Source organism: Deinococcus sp. KSM4-11 (assembly GCF_004801415.1).
Classification (GTDB): domain Bacteria; phylum Deinococcota; class Deinococci; order Deinococcales; family Deinococcaceae; genus Deinococcus.
The window spans coordinates 661,339-683,132 of sequence record NZ_SSNX01000001.1; the positions used below are offsets into that span (position 1 = coordinate 661,339).

General features: G+C 67.0%; 19 protein-coding genes. 6 read left to right on the forward strand and 13 right to left on the reverse strand.

The window, feature by feature from the left end; genetic code table 11:
• Positions 1–51: 51 nt before the first annotated feature.
• From E7T09_RS03245 to E7T09_RS03270, 6 genes are all read right to left on the reverse strand, one after another.
• A complete protein-coding gene (locus E7T09_RS03245) occupies positions 52–1,800 on the reverse strand; it encodes a S8 family serine peptidase (protein ID WP_136387678.1) in 1,749 nt (582 codons plus the stop codon).
• Between the two features lie 377 nt (positions 1,801–2,177).
• Positions 2,178–3,749: an L-glutamate gamma-semialdehyde dehydrogenase gene (pruA, locus tag E7T09_RS03250; RefSeq protein ID WP_136387679.1), complete on the reverse strand. Its 1,572-nt coding sequence runs from the start codon at positions 3,747–3,749 to the stop codon at positions 2,178–2,180.
• A gap of 399 nt (positions 3,750–4,148) precedes the next feature.
• On the reverse strand, positions 4,149–5,081 hold the full coding sequence (locus E7T09_RS03255) for a proline dehydrogenase family protein (RefSeq protein ID WP_136387680.1): 933 nt from the start codon (positions 5,079–5,081) through the stop codon (positions 4,149–4,151).
• Complete coding sequence (locus tag E7T09_RS03260) at positions 5,078–5,731, reverse strand: GntR family transcriptional regulator (protein ID WP_136387681.1); 654 nt, start codon at positions 5,729–5,731, stop codon at positions 5,078–5,080. Before E7T09_RS03260 ends, E7T09_RS03255 begins: the two co-directional genes overlap by 4 nt.
• Before the next feature lie 54 nt (positions 5,732–5,785).
• Positions 5,786–6,274 carry an MgtC/SapB family protein gene (locus tag E7T09_RS03265; RefSeq protein WP_136387682.1) on the reverse strand — a complete coding sequence of 163 codons (489 nt, stop codon included), beginning with the start codon at positions 6,272–6,274 and terminating at the stop codon, positions 5,786–5,788.
• A gap of 73 nt (positions 6,275–6,347) precedes the next feature.
• Positions 6,348–6,749 (reverse strand): hypothetical protein, encoded by a 402-nt coding sequence (locus E7T09_RS03270; RefSeq protein WP_136387683.1) that lies wholly within the window; start codon positions 6,747–6,749, stop codon positions 6,348–6,350.
• Positions 6,750–6,833: 84 nt separating this feature from the next.
• On the opposite strand from E7T09_RS03270, the gene recO reads away from it, so the two are divergent.
• The gene (gene recO / locus E7T09_RS03275; RefSeq protein WP_136387684.1) at positions 6,834–7,577 is read left to right on the forward strand and encodes a DNA repair protein RecO; all 744 of its coding nucleotides are present in this window, start codon (positions 6,834–6,836) and stop codon (positions 7,575–7,577) included.
• 36 nt (positions 7,578–7,613) lie between these two features.
• On the opposite strand, the gene E7T09_RS03280 is transcribed toward recO, so the two are convergent.
• Both E7T09_RS03280 and E7T09_RS03285 read right to left on the reverse strand, forming a co-directional pair.
• Positions 7,614–8,330 (reverse strand): 16S rRNA (uracil(1498)-N(3))-methyltransferase, encoded by a 717-nt coding sequence (locus tag E7T09_RS03280; RefSeq protein WP_255578396.1) that lies wholly within the window; start codon positions 8,328–8,330, stop codon positions 7,614–7,616.
• Positions 8,327–9,139, reverse strand: coding sequence for a 50S ribosomal protein L11 methyltransferase (locus E7T09_RS03285; RefSeq protein WP_136387685.1), 813 nt, complete (start codon positions 9,137–9,139; stop codon positions 8,327–8,329). The genes E7T09_RS03280 and E7T09_RS03285 overlap by 4 nt, the downstream gene beginning before the upstream one ends.
• A gap of 61 nt (positions 9,140–9,200) precedes the next feature.
• Between E7T09_RS03285 and E7T09_RS03290 the strand changes: the two genes are divergently transcribed.
• Both E7T09_RS03290 and deoD read left to right on the forward strand, forming a co-directional pair.
• Positions 9,201–10,388: an alanyl-tRNA editing protein gene (locus E7T09_RS03290; protein ID WP_136387686.1), complete on the forward strand. Its 1,188-nt coding sequence runs from the start codon at positions 9,201–9,203 to the stop codon at positions 10,386–10,388.
• 28 nt (positions 10,389–10,416) lie between these two features.
• On the forward strand, positions 10,417–11,124 hold the full coding sequence (deoD, locus tag E7T09_RS03295; protein WP_168734672.1) for a purine-nucleoside phosphorylase: 708 nt from the start codon (positions 10,417–10,419) through the stop codon (positions 11,122–11,124).
• Between the two features lie 136 nt (positions 11,125–11,260).
• Here the strand turns inward: deoD and E7T09_RS03300 are convergent, their stop codons facing one another.
• Positions 11,261–12,523, reverse strand: a complete 1,263-nt coding sequence (locus tag E7T09_RS03300) for an RsmB/NOP family class I SAM-dependent RNA methyltransferase (protein ID WP_136387688.1) — start codon at positions 12,521–12,523, stop codon at positions 11,261–11,263.
• A 94-nt stretch (positions 12,524–12,617) separates the two neighbouring features.
• Complete coding sequence (locus E7T09_RS03305; protein ID WP_136387689.1) at positions 12,618–13,865, reverse strand: MFS transporter; 1,248 nt, start codon at positions 13,863–13,865, stop codon at positions 12,618–12,620.
• 286 nt (positions 13,866–14,151) lie between these two features.
• On the opposite strand from E7T09_RS03305, the gene E7T09_RS03310 reads away from it, so the two are divergent.
• The 3 genes from E7T09_RS03310 to E7T09_RS03320 all read left to right on the forward strand — a co-directional run bounded on the left by E7T09_RS03310 (position 14,152) and on the right by E7T09_RS03320 (position 18,343).
• A complete protein-coding gene (locus tag E7T09_RS03310; protein WP_136387690.1) occupies positions 14,152–15,333 on the forward strand; it encodes a maltose ABC transporter substrate-binding protein in 1,182 nt (393 codons plus the stop codon).
• 215 nt (positions 15,334–15,548) lie between these two features.
• The gene (locus E7T09_RS03315) at positions 15,549–16,964 is read left to right on the forward strand and encodes an ABC transporter permease subunit (protein ID WP_370293665.1); all 1,416 of its coding nucleotides are present in this window, start codon (positions 15,549–15,551) and stop codon (positions 16,962–16,964) included.
• Positions 16,961–18,343, forward strand: a complete 1,383-nt coding sequence (locus E7T09_RS03320) for a sugar ABC transporter permease (protein WP_136387691.1) — start codon at positions 16,961–16,963, stop codon at positions 18,341–18,343. Before E7T09_RS03315 ends, E7T09_RS03320 begins: the two co-directional genes overlap by 4 nt.
• Before the next feature lie 9 nt (positions 18,344–18,352).
• Here the strand turns inward: E7T09_RS03320 and E7T09_RS03325 are convergent, their stop codons facing one another.
• From E7T09_RS03325 to E7T09_RS03335, 3 genes are all read right to left on the reverse strand, one after another.
• On the reverse strand, positions 18,353–18,604 hold the full coding sequence (locus tag E7T09_RS03325) for a hypothetical protein (RefSeq protein ID WP_136387692.1): 252 nt from the start codon (positions 18,602–18,604) through the stop codon (positions 18,353–18,355).
• A 140-nt stretch (positions 18,605–18,744) separates the two neighbouring features.
• Positions 18,745–20,331 carry a phosphoenolpyruvate carboxykinase (ATP) gene (gene pckA, locus E7T09_RS03330; RefSeq protein ID WP_136387693.1) on the reverse strand — a complete coding sequence of 529 codons (1,587 nt, stop codon included), beginning with the start codon at positions 20,329–20,331 and terminating at the stop codon, positions 18,745–18,747.
• Between the two features lie 375 nt (positions 20,332–20,706).
• A complete protein-coding gene (locus tag E7T09_RS03335; protein ID WP_136387694.1) occupies positions 20,707–21,792 on the reverse strand; it encodes a hypothetical protein in 1,086 nt (361 codons plus the stop codon).
• Positions 21,793–21,794 lie beyond the last annotated feature (2 nt).

Below are 21,794 nucleotides of genomic sequence, written 5' to 3' on the forward strand. Positions count from 1 at the left end.
CGAATAGAAACAGCCCCCACGGAAAGTGGGGAGCTGCGGTGGTGGCCGACTTCAGTTGCCGGTGATGGCCTTGTAGGGATCGACCAGGCCGTAGCCGAAGTTATTGTCCTTGCCGGTCGTGCCGAGGTCCTTGGCGGTGCTGGTCAGCAGGTTCAGGAGCTGGGTGTTCGTCAGGGTGGGCTTGGCGGCCCAGACCACGGCGGCGGCGGCCGAAACGTGCGGGGTGGCCATGCTGGTGCCGTCGAAGTACTCGTAGTCGGCGGTGGTAACCGAGACCGTGCCGGTGGTCGGCAGTTTGGTCAGCAGGGACTGGCCGTCGGTCTGCTGGAGGCCTACGACTGGGATGGTATACGTATTCGTGAGGCTCATGCCCAGGGGGCCGGCCGCGTTGTTGTAGATCATCACGGCCTTAGCGCCACTGGCGCTGGCATTGGCGACCTTCTCCTCGAAGGTGCAGGTGCCGCGCGAAATCAGGGCGATGGTACCGGCCAGGGCCGCGTTGCGGGTGCTGGTGCCGCAGAATTCGTTGTTCCCGGCGGTGCCCGTGCCGTCGCCAGCCTTGACGATGGTGCCGGTGAAGGTGGTCTTGCTGGACTTGTCGGCGCCGGTCACGCCCGTGAAGGTCACACCGCCCCCATTGGCCGAAGCGGCCGCCCCCGCACCCAAGGGCACGCTGCTGAGCACGCCCACGCCGGGGCCAGACAGGTCAACCTGCGTGCCGAAGTTGCTGAAGCTCGCCTTCGCCAGGGTGTTGTCCACGGCGGCCACACCGACCACGTTGGTGTAGGCGGCCGGGTACGAGACGGCGGCGCCGTCGTTCCCGGTGGCCGCCACGATCAGGGCGCCCTTGTTGTACGCGGCGGTGTAGGCGCGCTGTTCGGTTGTGGTCTTGCTGCCGCCGCCCAGGCTCATGGAAATGACGACCTTGTCTTCGGCGCCGCCCTGTGATTTCAGCTGGGCCACGCACCAGTTCACGCCGTTGATGATCCCGGCGCTGCTGCCCGAGCCCGCGTCGCCCAGCACGCGCGCCATGTACAGGTCGGTGCCCGAGGCCACGCCGCCCACACCGTTCGCATCTTCGCCGGGTTGCAGACCGGCCGCTCCAGTGCCTGAACCATACTGCGCGAAGACCGTGCCGGACACGTGCGTGCCGTGGTGCGAGACGTCGTTCAGGGCGTAGGGGTCGTTCCGGTTGGCCTCGGTGGTCACGAAGTTCTTGAAGCCCTTGAGCTTGTGCTGGAACTCCGGGTGGGTGCCGTCGATGCCCGTGTCCGTGATGCACACGGCGACCTTCGTGGTGGCCGCGCCAGTGTACCCGGCCGTGCGGAGGGCCGGCACCCGCAGGGCGTTGTCGCCCCAGGTGTACTCCCCGTTGGGCGTGTAGACCGCCTGGGTGGTGATGGGCGTGCCGGTGCCCGGTTTGGCGGTGGCCTCAGCGTCCGTGGACAGGTGCCGGCTGCCCAGGGCATGATGCACGGCCTCCTGTTCCACATACTCGACGAGGGGGTTCGACCGGAGCTTGGCCAGCGCAGCGGGCGTGAGCCTTACTGCGGCGGCGCTGATGTCGGCCCACTGGCTGGTGACGACGCCACCTGCCGCGGCGATGGCCAGTGCCTGCACGGCCGCCTGCTCGCTGAGGCTCTGGGTGCCCAGGCTGGTCTGCTTGAAGCCCACCAGGTAGGCCGCCGTGCTGTCGGAGACGGCGGGTGCACTGGCGGCGGGCGACACGGCCGTCTGCTGGCTGCACGCGGCGAGGGTCAGGGCGAGGGTGGCGGCGAGCAGGGAGCGCGTGTGCTTCATGAATCCTCCGGAGAACGCAGCGAGGGACGACCGGGCCGACACAGGGCCGCCGTGGATCGACCCTCGGAGGGGATGCGGGCCTGAGCGTAGTGTTCTGAAACGGTTGAGCTGCAGTGAACTGGGGCGAATCCTAAAGTGATGTTCTGACAGTTCGTTCAACTTGTCTAGGTAGGATTGATCCCGGATCAAGAAAAACGGGAAAGCCCGCAGTTCACGATGTTTGGGGTGCGCCTGTAGTCATGGCGAATGACATGCCTTCACCGGTGCGGCTTTCCGAATGTGAAGGCTGATGCGGCGGCCATGTCTTTAGAACCCCAAAGGGCTCATGCACCGGAGGAAGTCATTCCCCCAGTGCATGAACGTGATCCCGCGCTGACCTACCAGCGTTCGGTCACCGTCTTGAGCTGCATGAAGTTCGCGAGGTAATCCGGGCCGCCCGCCTTGCTGTCCGTGCCGCTCATGTTGTATCCGCCGAACGGCTGCACACCCACGATGGCCCCCGTGATCTTGCGGTTGAAGTACAGGTTGCCGGCCTCGAACTCGTTCCGGGCCTGCTCCAGCCGGGCGCGGTCGCGGCTGCACACCCCGCCCGTCAGGCCGTACTCAGTGCTGTTGGCGATGTCCAGGGCGTCCTGCCAGTCCCGCGCGCGGATCACCGACACGACCGGCCCGAAGATTTCCTCCTGCGCCAGCCGCGCGTCACGCTTCACGTCGCCCACGATGGTGGGCTGCACGTAATACCCCTTCCTGCCGTTGGCCTCGCCGGTGGCTTCCCCACCCGTCAGCACGGTGCCCTCGGTCGGCGCGAGCTCCAGATAGCCCTTGATCTTGTCGAAGCTCATCTGGTTCACGACCGCCGTGACGTTGGCGTTCTCCTCGCCCGTCCCGACCTTCAGCGCCTTCGCCCGCTCCACGAACCCGTTCACCACCTCGTCGTACACGGCGTCCACCACGATCAGGCGGCTCATGGCCGAGCACTTCTGACCGTTGAAGCCAAACGCTCCCTGTACCGCCGCCGTCACGGCCACGTCCAGATCGGCGGTCTCGTCCACGATCAGGCCGTCCTTGCCGCCCAGTTCCAGAATGACCTTCTTGATCCACTTCTGGCCCGGCTGCGTCTTGGCGGCGACCTCATTGATGTGCAGGCCCACCGCGCGACTGCCCGTGAAGGTAATAAAGCGGGTCTTCGCGTGCGTCGTCAGGTACTCCCCGACTTCCTTGCCGACGCCCGGCAGGAACTGGAGCACCCCCGCGGGCATGCCCGCCTCCAGCAGGATATCCACCACGAAACCGGCGATCAGGCCGCTGTCCTCGGCGGGCTTGGCGATCACGCAGTTCCCGGCCACGATGGGCGCGGCCAGCATCCCGACGAAGATCGCGCACGGAAAGTTCCACGGCGAGATGCTCACGCCCACGCCCAGCGGCAGCGACATCAGGCCATTCTCCTCACCCTCGTACCACGTCGTCTCGGACGAGCCGAAGCCCGCGTACTTCATGGCGCTGCGGGCGTAGTACTCCAGGAAGTCGATGGCCTCGGCCACCTCCACGTCAGCCTCAGCGTAGTTCTTGCCGACCTCGATGCTCATCAGCGCGCACGCCTCCAGCCGACGGCGCTGGAGGATCGCGGACGCCTTCAGCAGAATGCGGGCGCGGGCGTCCACGTCCCACTTCTTCCACGACTCGAATGCCGTCCACGCGCCCTGCAAGGCCCGCTCGGCATCGTCGATCGTCGCCTTCGCCGTCGTACCCACCACCTCCGAGGTGTCGCAGGGGTTCAACGAGGTCAGCTTCTCGGCGGTGTCCACCCGTTCGCCGTCGATGATCAGCGGGTAGTGCTTGCCGACCAGCTCGTCACGAACCTTGTGGAGGGCGGCCTGGTAGGCCTTGACGTTCTCGTCCTTGGTGAAGTCGATGAAGGCCTGCGGGCGGTAGTCCTGGATTTTCAGCATGGTGGGGCTCCTTAGAATGACTCTTGCTTCGTCTTTGAAAAAATCGAATCTGCTTTCCGTCGAACCGACTGATTTCCCAACCGCGCAGCTTTGAGAACGTATTCCCTCGATACTCCACTCAGCTCAATTATGGCGTGCAGCATGGATGACCGTAGTGATAGATCCTTCTCGGACAAAGCTACTGAAAAATAATTCTCCAGTTCATCATCGGTTAAGCGCTTGCGTTCACTTAGAGCAGTCTTAAAAAGACGCCATCTATAGTGCTCGGTGTTCCTGTCGTCTGCCGAAGAAAAAAGAGCGTATGTGGCCAAAATATTTTCTTCGCTGACGACCTTTAACCATGTAGCATTTAGCTCAAGTTCTTGGAAGACATCTTGTAAAGATCGTGAGATCACACCTTCAACCCTTCAACATCCCGCGCAGCACGAACATGACGTTTGCGGGGCGCTCGGCGATCCGGCGCGAGAAGTACGCGTACCAGTCGCGGCCGTAGGGGATGTACGCGCGGACGCGGTAGCCGGCGGCAGCGAGGTTCTTCTGGAGATCGCGGCGGATGCCGTAGAGCATCTGGAACTCGAAGGCGTCCTTGGAAATGCCGTTGGCGAGCACGAAATGCTGCACGTCACGGATGATGCTCTCGTCGTGCGTGGCGACGTTCACGTAATTGCCGGCCTTCATGTGGGCGTACACGAGCTTGCGGTAGCTGGCGTCCACGTCGGCCTTGACGGGCATGGCGACCGTCTCGGGTTCCAGGTACGCGCCCTTCACGATCCGCAGGTTGGGATGCAGGTCGTTCAGGGCCGCGCGGTCGGCCTCACTGCGGTACAGGTACGACTGGAGGACGCTGCCGACGTGTTCGCAGCCGAACTCGCCGATCAGGGTACGGAGTTGCGCCAGGGTGATGTCCACGCGCGGGTGGTCTTCCATGTCCAGGCACACGAACCCGCCGTATTCCTTGGCCCGGCCGACGATCCGGCGGGCATTGGTGAGCCCCAGATCCTCGCCGTTCACGGTCTTGCCCTGCCCGACGCTGCTCAGTTTCACGCTGACGTATGGCTTGATGCCCTGGGCGTGCGCGGCGTCCATGAGGTTCAGGACATTGTCGGCGAACTCGGTGCATTTCTCGGGCGAGTCGATGAATTCGCCGAGCAGGTCGAGGTTGCTGAGAATGCCGTCTCTGTCGAGCTCCCGCACGGCATCTAGGGCGGTCTGGATGCTCTCGCCGGCCACGAAGCGCTGGGCGACGCTCCAGCCGCGTGCACGGACGATCTTCTCGATGGCTTTCTGCCCGGCGACGGTTAGGACGGTCTTGCGGTACATCTGGTCGATCATTGGGTGGCTCCTAGGTCGTGCAGGACGAGGGTGGCGAAGGTGCGGACGTGCGTGCGTGCGGCCTCGCGGGCGGCGTCCGCGTCCCGGTCGAGGATGGTCTGGAGGAGCGTGGCGTGCTGCGCGGCCGTGTCCGGGTGGGCGTTGTACGTGCGGGTCTGGTGTTTGATCAGGGCCACGCGTTGTTCGAGGTCGCGGGCCAGGATGCCCAGCACCGTGTTGTGGGCCGCTTCCGTGACAGCGCGGTGGTAGGCGAGGTCGAGGCGGGTCTGTTCGCGGTAGTCGCTGCCCCGCGCGGCGTTCAGGGTGGCCAGGGCGGCGCGCAGGGTGACGGCGTCGGCGGCGGTGTGACCCGAGGCGGCCAGGGCGGCGGCCAGTCCATCGAGTTCCTCGCGCACCACGTAGGCGTCGCGGGCCTCGGCGGCGCTCACGGTGCGAACGCGCACGCCCTTGTTAGCTTCGGTGGTCAGCAGGCCGTCCTGGGTGAGGCGCATCAGGGCTTCGCGGATGGGGGTGCGCGACACGCCGAGTTGTTGTCCCAGTTCCACCTCGCCGAGCCGCTCGCCGGGGGCGATGTCGCCGTCCAGCAGGGCGCGGCGCAGGTGCTCGTACACGCCGTCGCGAACCAGGGTGGGACGCTCAAACGAGGTCATTGTGGATATTGTATACAATATTCTGACAGCAGGCAAGAGGGACGTGGGGAGGGATTACTCTTTGCCCGGTGTCCCCGAATCTGGGGTGGGCCGCTCCGTCAACCATTGCAGGGGCCGCAGCACGAACAGAAAGAGCAGCGTCGCGCCCGTGGCGAACACATACAGGTGCAGGCCACACGCCACGCCGACCCCGGCCGTCGCCAGCAGACTGGCGGCCGTGGTCAGGCCCCTCGCCCGCTCTCCCTTGCCCGACGAGAAGATCGTGCCCGCTCCCAGGAAGCTCACGCCACTCACCACCGCCGCTAGCACGCCCACCAGATCGAAGCGCACCCCGGTGGCCGGTGAGGCGTACTGCACGATCAGTTCTTCGGCCAGTACCACGAACAATGCCGCGCTGATGCCCACCAGCATGTGCGTCCGCAGCCCCGCGCCCGAGCGGTGCGCCTCGCGTTCCCAGCCGATCAGACTGCTGAGCCCGGCCGCAACCAGCAGGCCCGTCAGGAGCCGCAGCTCGGACAGAATGGACGGCCAGACCTCGTTCACCAGTTCAGGCTAGCGGCCCCGCTGGGTGGCGGCAAGGCTGGATGGCCCGGATGCCAGGCTGCAATCACGCCCTTCAATCCATCGTCACGGGTTCGATGGGGAAGATGCGCCCTGCGAGGTGCTCCAGGCCGCGCGTCCCGGCCCGTTTCTGGCAGCCGTCGGTGCCCACGCACAGGGTCACGTAGCGCGTCAGGCGGCGGCCAACGTGCACGCGGTACACGGCGGCCTCGCTGCGGCTGCGGGTGTAATGGCACAGGTCGCAGTGCAGGGCCTTGTTGCCCTTGGGATCCAGGGGCGTGAATTCGGCCAGCTGGTCGCCCTGCACCAGGGCCAGACGGCCGTCCGCGACCGGGTACAGGCCCAGGGTGGGCGGAGCCTCGGCCGGGTCTTGCCCGAAGAGTTCACGGTGGGTTTCCGGGAAGAGTTCCCGGAGCAGATCTCGGACGCTGTGGTCACGGCGATGCGCGTCACTCATTGTCGGCAGTGTACCCGCGCGGCCCCGGCGTGAGTGTGGATGCTGGCACAGCCCGGCGCCGGGTGCGCCGTTAGACTGCGGAATGTGAGGTCACGAACTGCCAACCGGAGCGGCATCGTCATCCGGCGGCGGGTGACGCCAGCCGGCGACATCATCGTGACGCTCCTGACTCCGCAGGGCAAACTGAAGGCCGTGGCGCGCGGCGGGGTGCGCGGTCCGCTGGCCAGCCAGCTGAACCTGTTCCACCACGTGGGCGTGCAGGTGTACCAGGGGCCGCACAACGACCTGGCCAGCGTGAAACAGGCTGTGCTGGAAGGAGCGTTGCCGAGACTGGCCGAGCCGGAACGCTACGCCTTCGCGCACCTGCTCGCCGAGTTCGCCGACGCCCTGTTCCAGGAGGGTGAGTTCAGCGATCAGGCCTTCGAGCTGTTCGCCGGGGCGCTGCGGGGTCTGTCCCACCAGCCCGATCCGGAATGGGTGGCCCTGGTGCTCAGCCACAAGCTGCTGGCCCTGGCGGGCTTCGTGCAGAATATCGGCCACTGCGCCCGCTGCCGCGCGCCCGAGCCGTCACATCCCGATCCGCTGGGCGGGCAACTGCTGTGCTCGGCGTGCTCCAGCCTCCCCGCGTACCCGCCCGAGGCCCTGGCCTTCCTGCGGAGCGTGGTGCGTCAGACCGTGCGGGTCAGCATGGACGCCCCCGTGCCACTGCCCCAACGCCCGGCGCTGTGGCGCGCGCTGGAGCGGTACGTCACCGTGCATGTGGGCAATGTGCAGTCGTGGCGGCAACTGCTGCCCACCACCCTGCCGGTGATCGACCGACCTGCCTGAATCCCCGAATCGACGCCCAGGACGGTGGCCCGACGGCTACCGGCCCAGAGCCGCAATCGCTCCGAGCAGGGCCACCGGCGCCGTCTCGGCCCGCAGGATCCGTGGCCCCAGGGTGACCGGCGTGGCGCCACGACTTGTCAGCGAGTCGACTTCCTGTGCGGTCAGACCCCCTTCCGGGCCGGTCAGGATCGTGACCGGCGACGACCAGTCCAGGGCGTCCGCCAGGCGGGTCACCGAGCCCGGCTGCGCGACATACAGCTCGCCCTGCCAGCGCAGCTCCCCGAGCGCGATCGGCTCCAGGACGGCCGGAATCACGGTGCGGCGGGACTGTTTGGCCGCCTCCTGCGCGACCCGCTCCAGCCGCTGGAGTTTCTGAGTGCCGATCTCCCGCGCGTCGGCCCGCGCCGTCACCAGCAGCTGCACGCGGGCCACCCCCAGTTCTGTGGCCGCCCGGACGACATCCACCAGCTTGTCCCCCTTGAGCAGCGCGACCGCGAGGGTCAGCGGGAACGGCGTCTCGGCGACGCCGTCAAGCACGTCCCCGAGCTGCAGTTCGGCGTGCAGGTCGTCCAGCGCGGTCACGGTCGCCTGCGCTTCTTGGCCCCGGCCGTCGAACACGCGCACGGTCTCGCCTACCCGGACCCGCAGGACGTGCAAGTGCCGCACTTCACCCGGCCCGAGCCGCATGACCGACTCCAGCGCCGGCACCAGCACCCGGTGCCCGTCCGAGGGGCCGGTGAGCCTCCGCTTCACCGGGGAGCGCAGGCCGTCACGAGCGCCCACTCACCGTCCTGCCGCACCAGGACATCCGTGACTCCTTCCCGGTCGAGCGCGTCCTGCACCAGCGGCAGTTTCCCGACCAAGATGCCCGTCAGCACCAGCGATCCCCCCGGCTGCAGGTGGGCCAAGTACTCGCCCGCCAGCAGGTCGTGCAGTTCCGCGTACAGGTTCGCGACCAGCACGTCGAAGATGCCGTCAGGCGCCGCGTGCTCGGGCAGGTCGCTGCCCAGCGTGCCCTCCAGGAAAGTCACGACTGCGCGCGGCACACCGTTGATCTCGGCATTCTCCCGGGCAATCGGGATGGTCTGCGGATCGATGTCCACGCCCAGCGCGGCCTGCGCCCCGAGCAGCGCGGCGGCGATGGCCAGCACGCCGCTGCCGGTGCCCACATCCAGCACGCGCTGGCCCTGCAGGTTCAGGGCTGACAGGGCTTCCACGGCCATGCGGGTGGTCGCATGGTGGCCGGTGCCGAAGGCCATGCCGGGCTCGATGATCAGCGGAAGCTGCCCGGCCGGTACCTCCGCGGTCAGCCAGGGCGGAACGATGGTCACCCGGCCGGCCGTCACGGGTTTCAGGTTCGCCTTGAATTCGGCCAACCAGTCCTGGTCAGCCTCCTGACGCCACTCGCCGTCCGCCACCTCGGCGGGGAGATCCGTGCGGCCGTCGAAGTACGCGCGGATCGAGCCGGCGCGTTCCTCCAGGCCGGTCGCGCCGGCGTCCCACAGCAGGTCGAGGTGGTTCTCACGGGTGTCGAAGGTGCCAGGCAGGTGGTACACGAGCATGCGCCGAGTGTACTGGCCGCCGTGCCATCGTCGCCGGGCCGCAGGCCTTACCCTGCCGGTCATGACCCGCGCCCTGTACCACGACCTGCCGCCCCGCCTCGACTTCACCGCCACGGTCACGGCGGTGGACGGTTCCCGCGCCCTGCTGGATGCCACGGCCTTCTATCCCGAGGGCGGGGGCCAGTCGGGCGATACGGGCCTCCTGCGGTGGAGTGGGGGAGAGGCGACCGTCACCGCGACGCGCAAGGACAAGGCCATGGGCCACATCTGGCATGACCTGACCGGCGCGGTTCCCGAAGTGGGCACTCCCGTGAGCGGTGAGGTGGATCCGGGCCCCCGCTGGCGGCACACGCAGCGGCATTCCGGCGAGCACCTGCTCGCCCAGGCCTTCGCGCGCGTGAATCCGGCGTTCGCGGTCGAGGCGGTGAGCATGACCTCGCCGGAATGCACCCTCGATCTGCGCGGCGAGCCCACCGAGGCCGACGTGCGCGCCGCCGAATCCCTGCTGCGTGAGACGCTGGGCCGGACGGACCTGCTCCTCCGCACGCCGGTCGTGGCCGAACACGACCTCCACGAGTACCCGCTGCGGCGCACCACGAAAGTGCGCGGCGAGGTGCGCCTCGTGATCTTCGAGGACGCTTTCGGCGCCCCGTTCGACGTCAGTGCCTGCGGTGGTACCCACGTGCCCCGCGCCAGTCTCGCCTCGCCTGTGGTCGTCCTGCGTACCGAGCGCATCAAGGGCGGCCTGACCCGCGTGGTGTTCATGGCGGGAGAGGAGGCGGCAGAGTACCTCAGCGGCGTGTACCGCGACGCCCGTGCCCTCGCGCAGACATTCAGCGTCCCCGTCGCCCGCCTGGCCGAGCGGGTGGATGCGCTGTGTGAAGACCTGCGGGTAACGTCCGATACCCTGTCGGCCACGCGCAAGGTTCTGGCCAGAACCCTCTTGGACACGGTTCCCTGCCGCGAAGTTGGCTCCCGGAGCCTTCAGCTTCATGCCCTCGACGATCCCGCTCTTCTGACCGAACTGCTGATGCTGGTAGACACCGGCACGGTCGTGGCCGCCGTCACGCCTACGGGCCGCTGTGGCATCGCCACCGGGCATCCGGACGAGGACGCCGGGGCGCTGCTGCGTTCGGTCCTGACCCGCACCGGCGGCAAGGGTGGCGGGAAGCCCACCCTGGCGCAGGGGCAGACCGAGCAGCCGGACGTCTTTCTGGAGATGGTGGCGCAGGTGCTCGCCGAACGCTGAGGGCTGGGCCCCTGCTAGCCTGTTCGCGATGAGCATTCACCTGAACGCCGAACCCGGCCAGATTGCCGAGACCGTCCTGCTGCCGGGCGATCCCCTGCGTGCCCGGCACATAGCCGAGACCTTCTTCGAGAATCCGGTGCTGCACAACACCGTGCGCGGCATGAACGGCTACACCGGCACCTACCGGGGCCAGCGCGTGAGCGTCCAGGGCACGGGCATGGGCATCGCGTCCTCGATGATCTACGTGAACGAACTCATCACCGGCTACGGCTGCCAGAACCTGATCCGGGTGGGCACGGCAGGCAGCTATCAGGAACACGTGCGCGTGCGCGACATCGTGCTCGCGCAGGCGGCCTGTACGGACAGCAATATCAACAACATCCGTTTCGGGGCGAAGAACTTCGCGCCCATCGCAGATTTCGGGCTGCTGCAGCGCGCCCATGCGATTGCGCAGCAGCGCGGGCACACCACGCACGTGGGCAACATCATGAGCAGCGACACCTTCTACCACGACGAGTTCGACCAGTACAAACTCTGGGCCGAGTACGGCGTACTGGCGGTGGAGATGGAAGCGGCCGGGCTGTACACCCTGGCCGCCAAGCACGGTGTGAAGGCGCTGACGGTGCTGACCATCAGCGACCACCTTGTGACCAAGGAGGAAACGACCGCCGAGGAGCGGCAGGTGACCTTCAACGCGATGATCGAGATTGCGCTGGACGCCGCCCTCGGGCTGTAATACGGAATTCGAGTGGGTCGAAGACGAACCCGATCAGAGCGCGTGTGAACAACCTGTGGAACTGGAGCGGTAGTAAGGCATGCCGATCTGTTCACGGCAGGTCTTGGAATCGCGCAAGTTCCGTATAGGCGCGTTCTCAGCGCTTCTGGAGCCTTGCGATGAAGAAGCCGTCGATGCCGTCCAGAGGCACGGTCAGCACCCCTGGCCCAGCGGAAACGTGCGGCACCTCCAGGGCGGGTACGTCCACCGCCTGAAACTCTGGGTGCTCGCCGAGGAAGGTCGTGACCACGTCCGGCCCTTCCTGCGGGGTCACAGAGCACACCGAATAGACCAGGGTGCCTCCCGCCGCGACGAGTTCCGCCGCCGACCGCAGCATCCGGGCCTGGAGAATCGCGGCCTGCTCGACCCCGTCCGGCGTGAGGCGGAGCTTGATCTCCGGGTGGCTGCGCAGCGTGCCGGTGCCGGTGCAGGGCGCGTCCAGCAGCACCAGAGGGGCCGGTTCTGTGTCTAGCGGCTGCGTGAGGTCGTGCGTGATGAATGTGGCGGCCAGACCAAGCCGCTTCAGGTTGCGCCGCGCGGCCGCGTGTCGGCCGGGCTGGATGTCCACACTCGTGACCTGGGCGCCGCGCGCCGCGAGCATGGCCGCCTTGATGCCCGCTCCACCCGCCAGATCAAGCACCAGCTGCCCATCGACCGGCCCCAGGGCGGCGACGCACGCCAGACTGGCCGGGTTGATCGGCTGGGCCTGTCCGGTGCGGTAGGCCTCGGTCTCCCGCAGGGGCCGACCCAGCTCAACCCGGTCGGCTCCCTGAACGCCCGGCGTGACCAGGCTGCCCTCGACCTCCAGCGTGGCCACGCCGGCGTCGGACAGGCTCAGCCACAGCGGTTGTGGCTCGAGCAGACTGGCCATCACGGCATCAGCCTGTGGCCCGTACGCCGTCCTGTAGACCGATGCAAGCCAGTCCGGCAGCTCGGAGGCCGGAGCGTCCGGCGCGGCCTCCACGCGGCGCAGCACAGCGTTCACCAGTCCCGGCGGGGCCAGGCGGGCCTCCCTGGCCAGGTTCACGTATTCGCTGACGACCGCGTGGGCGGGCGTATCGAGGTACAGCTTCTCGAAGGTGCCACACATGAGCAGCGTCCACACTTTAGGGTGGGTGCCGGCGTCCAGCATGGGCGTCAGGGCCGCGCGCAGACTGGAGTGGTGCCGCAGCGTGCCGTAGACGAGGTGGGTGGCCAGCCCGGCATCGCGGGCCGGCAGGTGCGCAGCGTGAAGCGCGGCGTCCAGCGCAGGCGCAGCGAACGAGTCACCGGCCATGACGCGCATCAGGACGCGCACGCCGAGTTCGCGGGCGGGATTGGGAGGAACCGGGCGGCGACCGGTGGGGGAGGGGCGGGTCATCGGCGCAGCATACGGGCTGCGGGGCGGGCCAGCAGGCATGCCGTCCTTCCAGGGAGGCGCCTTGCCGACCACCACCGCCGTGGAATCGCCCGAATCAGCGCACCGGGACGGGCTCAGGCAGCGTCACTTTCGGCCGTGCCACCAGCGTCCACACCAGCGCGGCGCCCAGCACGCTGCCGCTCAGCAGGTACGGCGCGCTGTGGCCCACATGCTGGTACAGGCCCGTGCCGATCAGCGGACCGGTCATCCGGCCCAGGGCCAGCGCACTGGAATTCAGTCCGGCGACCGTCCCCTGCTCGTCCGTACCCACGCTGAGGCTGAGGGCGGCGCTCAGGCTGGGGCTCAGGATGGCGCTGCCCACCCCGATCACGGCCAGGGCCAGGGTGATCGGCCAGAACGCGCCCATACCGGCCAGCAGCAGCATGCCGGTTCCCATGACCAGCAGCCCCAGGGCGAGGAGCGGCGTGGGCGGCACCTTCTTCGCCAGGGGCCGGATCGCGCCGCCCTGCACCAGAGCCGCCACCACACCGAACACAGCAAGCATGCCGCCCACCGCCCGCGCCGCTCCCGCCGGAGTGAGGTGCAGGGTGTCCTGGACGAAGAATCCGATGGTCTGCTCCATGCCCACCGAGGCCAGGGTCGTGACGGCGCTCAGTGCGAGGAACAGTCCGATACCGGGGCGGGCGAGCAGGGTGCGGCGGTCGGCACCGACACTTCTGTCCTGCTCGGCCAGCCTCGTCTCGGGCAGCACGCGGGCGGCCACCAGGGCCGTGAGCAGCCCCAGTCCGGCGCTGAAGTACACAGGGGCGGTCAGGCCGAGTCCGCTCAGCAGGGCGCCCAGACCCGGCCCGAAGACCACGCCCAGCCCAAAGGCGGCCCCGATCAGGCCCATGCCGGCGGCACGATCCCCGGCGGCGCTCAGATCGGCCATCATGGCCTGTGCCGTGGGCAGGGTGGCGCTAGACAGCATGCCGCCCAGCACGCGGGCGGCCACGAGCAGGACGAATAGGGGGACGCCGGTCAGGACGCCGTGCAGGCCGAGGTCGGCGAGCATGCCGAACAGTCCGAACGACAGGGCAAAGCCTGTCAGGCCCATCAGCAGCACCGGTTTGCGCCCCAGGCGTTCACTGCGCGTTCCCCAGATCGGGGAGAACACGAACTGCATCAGGCTGTATCCGGTCGAGAACCACGCGGTCTGGGTCTCACTCAGGCCGAGTTCACGGCCGAGCGGCCCGATGATCGGAAAGAGGATGCTCAGGCCGAGCATGGCGCTGAAGATGGTGAGGAAGAGGATGAGTTTGGCGCGGCCCTGGGCGCTGGCACGTGGGGTGGAGCCGGACATGCGCGAACTATACGCCCGCCTGACCGTGCGGTCAGGCGGGCGTATGTCCCGGGACAGTGATTGGTCACGAGTCCACCGGTTCACAATTGCATGTGATGTGACAGAACGGCGACTATAGCGGTAAAATCCGGTTCCCGGATCATTGTCAAGTCAGGAAGGCTTGCCTATAATGGGCCCCGAGCATCCCTCATCGAGCCGCAGTCGCTCAGTTCCGTGCAGCGTCGTCCGCTGTGCTGCGGTCGCTTCCCACTGTGGAAGCGGTTCAACCAGAGTCTCAAGGAGTCCCATGAAAAAAGCCCTGACCATCCTGTCCCTGGCCCTGATCAGCAGCGCCAACGCCGCCACCCTGACCGTCTGGTCCCACTTTGGCGGGCCGGAGCTCACGTGGCTCAAGGATCAGGCCGCCGCCTTCCAGAAAAAGACTGGCAACACGATCAATATCGTCACCGTGCCGCTCGACCAGATGAAGGACAAGTTCATCCAGAGCGCTCCCAAGGGCCAGGGCCCGGATCTGCTGCTGACCCTGCCGCACGACCAGCTGGGCGCCCTTGCGGCCGCCGGCGTGATTGAGCCGATGGACAAATACATCACCAGCAAGACCGACCTGGACAAGACGGCCGTGAACGCCATGACCTACCAGGGCAAGCTGTTCGGCCTCCCCATGTACGCCGAATCCGTCGCGGTCGTCTACAACAAGAAGCTCGTCCCGACGGCCCCCGGCAGCTGGGCGGACTTCCTGAAGGCCGCGCAGGCGAACACCGGCAACGGCAAGTTCGGTTACCTCGCGGATCTGAGCAACGCCTACGCGCAGTACGGCATCATCAGTGCCTACGGCGGGTACGTGTTCAAGAACAACGGTGGCACCCTGAATACCAAGGACGTCGGCCTGGCGAACCCCGGCGCCGATAAGGCCAGCGCCTTCCTGAATGACCTGCGATACAAGTACAACCTGGTGCCCGAAGGGGTGGACGGCGGCGCCGCCAAGAGCGCCTTCGTGGATGGCAAGCTCGCCATGCTGCTCACCGGTCCCTGGGACATGGGCGACATCAAGAAGGCGGGCATCGACTACGGCATCACCACCTTCCCGACACCTCCCGGCGCGACCGGCAAGTGGAGCCCCTTCGTGGGCGTACAGGGCACCATGATCAACGCCTACAGCAAGAACAAGGCCCTGGCTGCGCAGTTCGCCAAGGCCGTCGCCACCACCGATGCGCAGGTCTCGTTCAACACTGCCGGGGGCCGCATTCCGGTCAGCCTCAGCGCCCGCACCAAGCTGAAGGCCGATCCGGTCGTCGTGGGCTTCGGGAAGGCCATCTCGGCCGGCACCCCCATGCCCAACGTGCCCGCCATGGGCGCGGTGTGGGGCCCCTGGAGCGCCGCGATCGCGCAGAGCGTGCAGAAGCCCAACCAGGATTACGGCTCGATCCTGAACAAGGCCGTGACCGAGATCAACAGCAACATCAAGTAAACGCGTTCAATTCGTGACGTTCTGGAGTATTTCTGGGACGACGGACGGAATCCATGCCGAGTGCTGTGCAGGCATGTGATTCCGTCCTCTTGCATGAGCACCGCCGAAAATGTGCCCAGCATGAAGATGGTATTCAACCACCCGCTGCGCTGGTATTGCGGAACAGTCCATTTCAATTCATGATGAAAGAACCAAGTTCATTGGGGAGGAAATCCATGATCGAGACCATGACACCGCCCGTCGCTGCGGCGCACCGGCCGATGGTGCCGCCGCCGGGCACCCGTGGCGTGCTGATCGCCATCGGCATTCTGATGGTCATGCTGGGCATCGCGGCGCTGGCCGGCTGGCTGATCTCCAGCCTCACCAGTCAGGTGTGGGCCTCGGCGCCGCCCTACCTGATCCTCGTCTGGGTGGTGCTGGCGCTGGTCGTGCTGATGCCCGTGGCCTACCGCCTCTTCCCATGGATCACGAATTGGTACTACCTGTTCCCGGCCCTAGTCTTCATCCTGGCGTTCACGGTGCTCCCGGTCGTGCTGACGGTGAATTACGCCTTTACGAACTACAGCGGCGAGAACAGCGGCAATCCGGACAGCGGCGTGCGCACCGCCGCCACCCTCAGCGCCGACCGGCGCGTCGTGACCCTGGCCGATGTGCCCGAAGGACAGGCGCTGGCCACCTATCTCAAATGCCGCACGGCCACCTGTGCAGGCGACACCGTGATCCTCTACGACGCCGACGCCGCCGTCCCCTACCGCTACAAGGTCGCGAGCGTGGCCGGGAAGGCCGTTACCCTGCAGGCCCCGGTTCCGGACACCTTGAAAGTCGCGAACGCCACGCGTCTGAACCGATATGAGCGGGTGGGCCTGAAGAACTTCCAGGACATCTTCGCCCGTGCGTCCCGCGCCCTGTGGCCCGTGTTCGTCTGGACCGTGGTGTTTGCCCTGGGCACGGTCATCCTGAACACGCTCGCCGGGTTGATCCTGGGCATACTGCTGTTCAACAAACGCCTCAAGGGCCGGAACGTCTACCGCACGCTGCTGTTCCTGCCGTGGGCGATTCCGGCGGTCATCAGCGTGCAGATGTGGGTGGCGCTACTGAACCAGCAGTTCGGCATCGTGAACAAGTCGTTGGGGCTGCTCGGCTTCGCGGCCGTGCCGTGGCTCGGCGACCCGCTGTGGGCCAAGGTCAGCATCCTGCTCGTGAACCTGTGGCTGGGCTTTCCCTACATGATGACGGCGACCATCTCGGCCCTGTCGACCATCAACGAGGATCTGTATGAGGCCGCGAGCATCGACGGCGCGAGCCGCTGGCAGCAGATCACCAACATCACGCTGCCCCTGCTGAGGACGTCGTTCACGCCGATCATGCTGTCGGCCTTCGCGTTCAACTTCAACAACTTCGGGATCATCTACCTGCTCACCCAGGGCGGCCCCGCCCAGGAGGGCCGCGAGAGCACCGCGCAGAGCACGGACATCCTGCTGTCGTGGGGATACAACACGGCCTTCGCCAGCAGCGGCGGTCAGAATTACGCCCTGGCCAGCGCCATTGCCCTGATCATCTTCTTCCTGACCCTGGCCATCAGCCTCGTGAACTTCAAGGCGGCGGGCGTGTTTGAGGAGGCCCGCAAGTGACCAGCGTTCCGCAGAAAACCGCGCCGTCCCTGCCGCCCGGCGGGTACGTGCACCACGAGCCCACCGCCCTGCGCCGCGCCCTGCCGTGGATCGTCCTGGCCGCCCTGGTCATCGGCTTCACCGTGCTCGGCCTGGCCCTGTCGCACAACATGCAGGGCCGTCCCAAGAGTTTCACCATCTACTTCATCGACCACGGCTGGGTGCGCTTCCTGCTGTTCCTGCTGGTCGCCAGTGGCGTCCTCGCCCTCACCAGCCTGGCCGGTCAGCGGATCGGGGAGGCGCGCACCGGGCGAAAGATCAGCTACGTCGCCGTGCTCGGCGACCAGCTCACGCACCTGTTCCTGATCCTGGTCGTGCTGGTGGCGGTGTACCCGCTGTTCTACGTGGTGCTCGCCGCCTTCGACCCGCGCAACTCGCTGTTCGCCTTCCCGGACTTCAGCAACCCGAACATCCTGTACCGCAGCGGCCTGCTCCCGAACCTGCAGGTACTCAGCCTGGAGAACTACGGCAAGCTTTTCGACGGCCTGACCATTCCCGGCTGGCAGGTGATGCTGGCCGTGATTGGCGGCGCCGCGCTCGCGGTCGTGCTGATCCTGGCCCTGATGAACCGCCTGGGTCGAGACACGGTCGGCCTGTCCCAGACGCGGACGTGGGCCCTGCGGGTGCTGGTGGCGGCTGTGGCATTGATCGTGCTGTTCATGACGCCCGCGCAGTTCACCGGGCAGGGCAACGAGAGCAAGTTCCTCCTCTCGGTACGCAACACCTTGTTCGTCTCCGGCCTCACCGGCCTGCTGGCCATCCTGCTCTCGACCACCGCCGGGTACGCCATGGCCCGGCTGCGCTTCCCCGGCCGCTTCCAGATGCTGCTGTTCTTCATCTTCATCCAGATGTTCCCGGTGTTCCTGGCGCTGGTGGCCGTGTATACCCTGATGGTCATCCTGGGCCTCACGAACACCTTCACCGGCCTGATTCTCGCGTACTCGGGCGGCGCGATCGCCTTCAACACCTGGATCTTCAAGGGGTACGTGGAGTCCCTGCCGGAATCGCTGGAGGAAGCGGCGATGGTGGACGGCGCGACCCGCTGGCAGACTTTCCTGCGCGTGGTGCTGCCGTTGTCGGGTGGCATCCTGGTGTTCATCTTCCTGAACCAGTTCATCGGCACCTACGCCGAGTTCATATTGGCGAACGTCCTGCTGACCGGCGTGGAGAAATGGACGGTGGGCGTAATGCTGCTGTCGTTCACCAGCGGGCAGTTCAGCACCAAGTGGGGCATTTTCGCGGCGGCGGCGACCCTGGGCGCGCTGCCGATCGTGGGGCTGTTCTACGGCTTCCAGCAGTTCTTCGTGGGCGGCACCGTCTCGGGTGGCGTCAAGGAATAGCCCGCGGATTCACGGCGGGGCGGATGGTCGGTTTGGGCCATCCGCCCCGATCCATGACGGCGGCTGCGATGCGAGCACGATTGTCACACAGGCCGCAACGAGCAGCAGCCCAGCGGCCACGGCCAGATGCCAGAACGCCAGCAGGGCAAGCACGGCGAGCAAGGACACCATGCAGGTAGGGAAACTGGGCGGTTCTCCATCGGCGGTGGTCGGCGGGTCGGTGGATGGGGTCGCGGGTTCCGGGCGGTTCAGGACGGTCATCGTTGCCTCCATGTCTGCTCGTACTTGGTCGTGCCCCAATGCTTTCGTATTGGCGTCAGCACCACGTCAGCCCGACCACAAAGGCAAGGAGCGGGAAGACGTGTCCCCCGCTCCTCGCGTGCCGTGCCCGTACCGCGTCTTCAGGCGTCTGCGGTTGGCATGGACGCGGTGACGGCCGGATCGACGCCGTCCTCGAACCGTCTGAAGTTCTCGCGGAACAGTCCCGCCAGTTTGTGCGCGGTGCGCGCGTAGGCTTGCGGGTCGGCCCAGGCGCGCTGGGGCCGCAGCACCTCGGCGGGTATCCCCGGCACCTCGGTGGGGATCGCGAGGTTGAAGTAAGGCTCGACCTCGAAGGGCACGTCGTCCAGCCGGCCGTTCAGGGCAGCGTCCAGCAGAGCCCGCGTGTGGCGGATGCTCATGCGGTGACCCACGCCGTACATGCCGCCAGTCCAGCCGGTGTTCACCAGCCACACCTGCGCGCCGCTGGCCCGGATTTTCTGCGCCAGGAGCCGGGCGTACTCGCCCGGATGACGGGGCATGAAGGGCGCGCCGAAGCAGGTGCTGAAGGTTGGACTGGGCTCCGTGACGCCCTCCTCGGTGCCGGGAATCTTCGCCGTGAACCCGCTGATGAACTGGTACATGGTCTGCTCCGGCGTCAACCGGCTGATGGGTGGAAGCACACCGAAAGCGTCGGCGGTCAGGAACACCACGTGTTTCGGGTGCCCGCCCCGGCCGCCGGGCTGGTGGTTGGCCACCTCCTCGATCGGGTACGCGGAGCGCGTGTTCTCGGTCAGCGAGCCGTCGGCCAGATCAGGTACGCAGTGTTCGTCCAGCACCACGTTCTCCAGCACGGTGCCGCGCGTGCGGGTGGTGCGGTAGATCACAGGCTCCGCCTCGGCGTTCAGGTTGATCACCTTCGCGTAGCAGCCACCCTCGAAGTTGAAGATGCCATCGTCCGTCCAGCCGTGCTCGTCGTCCCCGATCAGCCGCCGGGTCGGGTCGGCACTCAGGGTGGTCTTGCCGGTGCCACTCAGCCCGAAGAACAGCGCCACGTCACCGGCGGGGCCGATGTTCGCCGAGCAGTGCATGGGCATTACCCCCTGCTTCGGCAACAGGAAGTTCAGGACGCTGAAGATGCCCTTCTTGTTCTCGCCCGCGTACTGCGTGCCGCCGGCGATGATCATGCGGCGCGTGAAATTCACCAGAATGAACGTGTCGCTTCGCACCCCGTCGCGCGCCGGATCGGCCTTGAACGAGGGGATGTTCAGCACCGTCCAGTCCTCCTGGAAGGTTCGCAGCTCATCGGGCGTGGGGCGCACGAACATGTTGTGGACGAACAGGCTGTGGTACGCCATCTCGGTCACCATACGCACGGCGATCCGGTGCTCGGGATCCGTTCCGGCGTACACCTGCTGGACGAACAGCTCCCGGTCATCCGCGTAGGCGGTCATCCGGTTCAGCAGGCGGTCGAAGATGTCCGGCGTGGTGGGCGTGTTGAACCCGCCCCACCACACGGTGTCGCGCGTCAGGTCGTCCTTGACGATGAAGCGGTCTTTGGGACTCCGGCCGCCCTTGTTCGTCCGGACGGTCAGCGGCCCGGTGGCGGCCTCGACGCCCTCGCCGAGTCGGATGGCGTGGGCGTACAGCTCGTCCACGCTGGGATTGAGGTGAACGGTCGCGTGCTCGATACCCAGGTCGGTCAGAGGCGTGGTGGCAGTCAGGCTCATGGGTCTCCTCAGGATGCGTGGAACAGACAGAGCTGGGTGGGCGTGCGTGGACGCATTGTCCACACGGAACCGCTTCCAGCCAAACCATCGTTTGTCACGTCATTGGGAACAGAGCGCCCATTGGAACGGTGTACTTTGAACACAAAGTCCCGTGCTTGGAATGCCGCCATGGTCTGCTGAATACGTCCAGCAGCGAATTTTACTCTGCTAAGCCAGTTGATGAAGAACCTCTTGCCCACACACAAAGTCTGTCCGCCTTTGAGAGACAGTGCCTCCGGCCCGCCGTGCCGCCTCCCAGATTCCACCATTCCGCATACGCACGGCGAAAGAAATGGACGGGCCTCTCGACCCGTCCATCTCACAGGTGCTGGCTGCTCAGTTCTTGCTGGCGTCCGTCTTCGGCTCGCCGGCGGGCGCATCCTTATGGGTGGGCTGATCCGGCGCGGAACCGGCTGCCGTGCCCACTTGGCTGGCGGCGGCTGCGGCGGGCGGAGCCTTGGGTTCCTCCAGCCGCTCCATCCACACGGAGCCCACGATGTTCCGCACGTTCCGGCCCGCCTGGTGCAGGGCGTCGGCCGCTTCCGGGCTGACTCCACCCACTGCGTTCAGGATGCCCTGGCGAGCCACCGGCACGCGGGCCAGCACCACGGCACCGGTCCCCAGCAGCACGGCGGCGGTCAGGGCCGCACCGGGGCGGGCGCCGCGGTCGTCCTTGCGGGCGCGGCGGGCCTGCTTCTCCAGCACCGCCAGTTCACGGGTCAGGGTTTTCTGCACGCCGGCGACCCTGCGATCTACGGCCTTCTGCAGTTTCTTAGGCTTCCACTCCTTGCGGGCGGCACGCAGTTCCTTCTCGGCATCCCTGCGTGCACGGGCGACTGTTTTCTCGAGCTGGCGGCGCTTGCTGCTCACCGTATCCGTTCCCTCGCTGAGCGCGTCATGGACAAGCTCCTGCACCCCGGCGAACAGCCCGAGGCCCGTGTCCTGTGCCTGTGCCAGGGCGGGCTTCACGACATCGTCTAGGGTGCTCGCGGCCGACTTGCGAGCCGACTTCAGCGCTTTGCGGGCCTGTTTGGATCCCTGCTGGCTGGCGGTCTGGGCCGTATCCAGCAGGCTGGAGGCGCTGCCCTGGGCCGTCTGCGCGGCCGAATGCGCCAGGGCACTGGCAGTTTCCCGCGCCGTGTCCAGCAGAGAGTGGGCGCGGGCCGGCGCTTCCTCCCGGAGGGTATCCAGCCCGGCCGCGCTGCGCCGCGCCGCCTCGGCTGCCAGATCCTGGGCCTGGGAGGCCGCCTGGGCCAGGGCGGGCTTCACCTGTTCGTTCAGGGTCGACGTGGCGTCCTGCCACGCCTGGATGGTGTTGCCGACCAGGGCCCGGCGGGTGTCACGGTTGAGGGCCAGGGCCGCGAGGCCGCCCAGCAGAAGAAGGCTGCGCTTGCTGACGCCGCCGGTTGCATCGTTGGTCATGG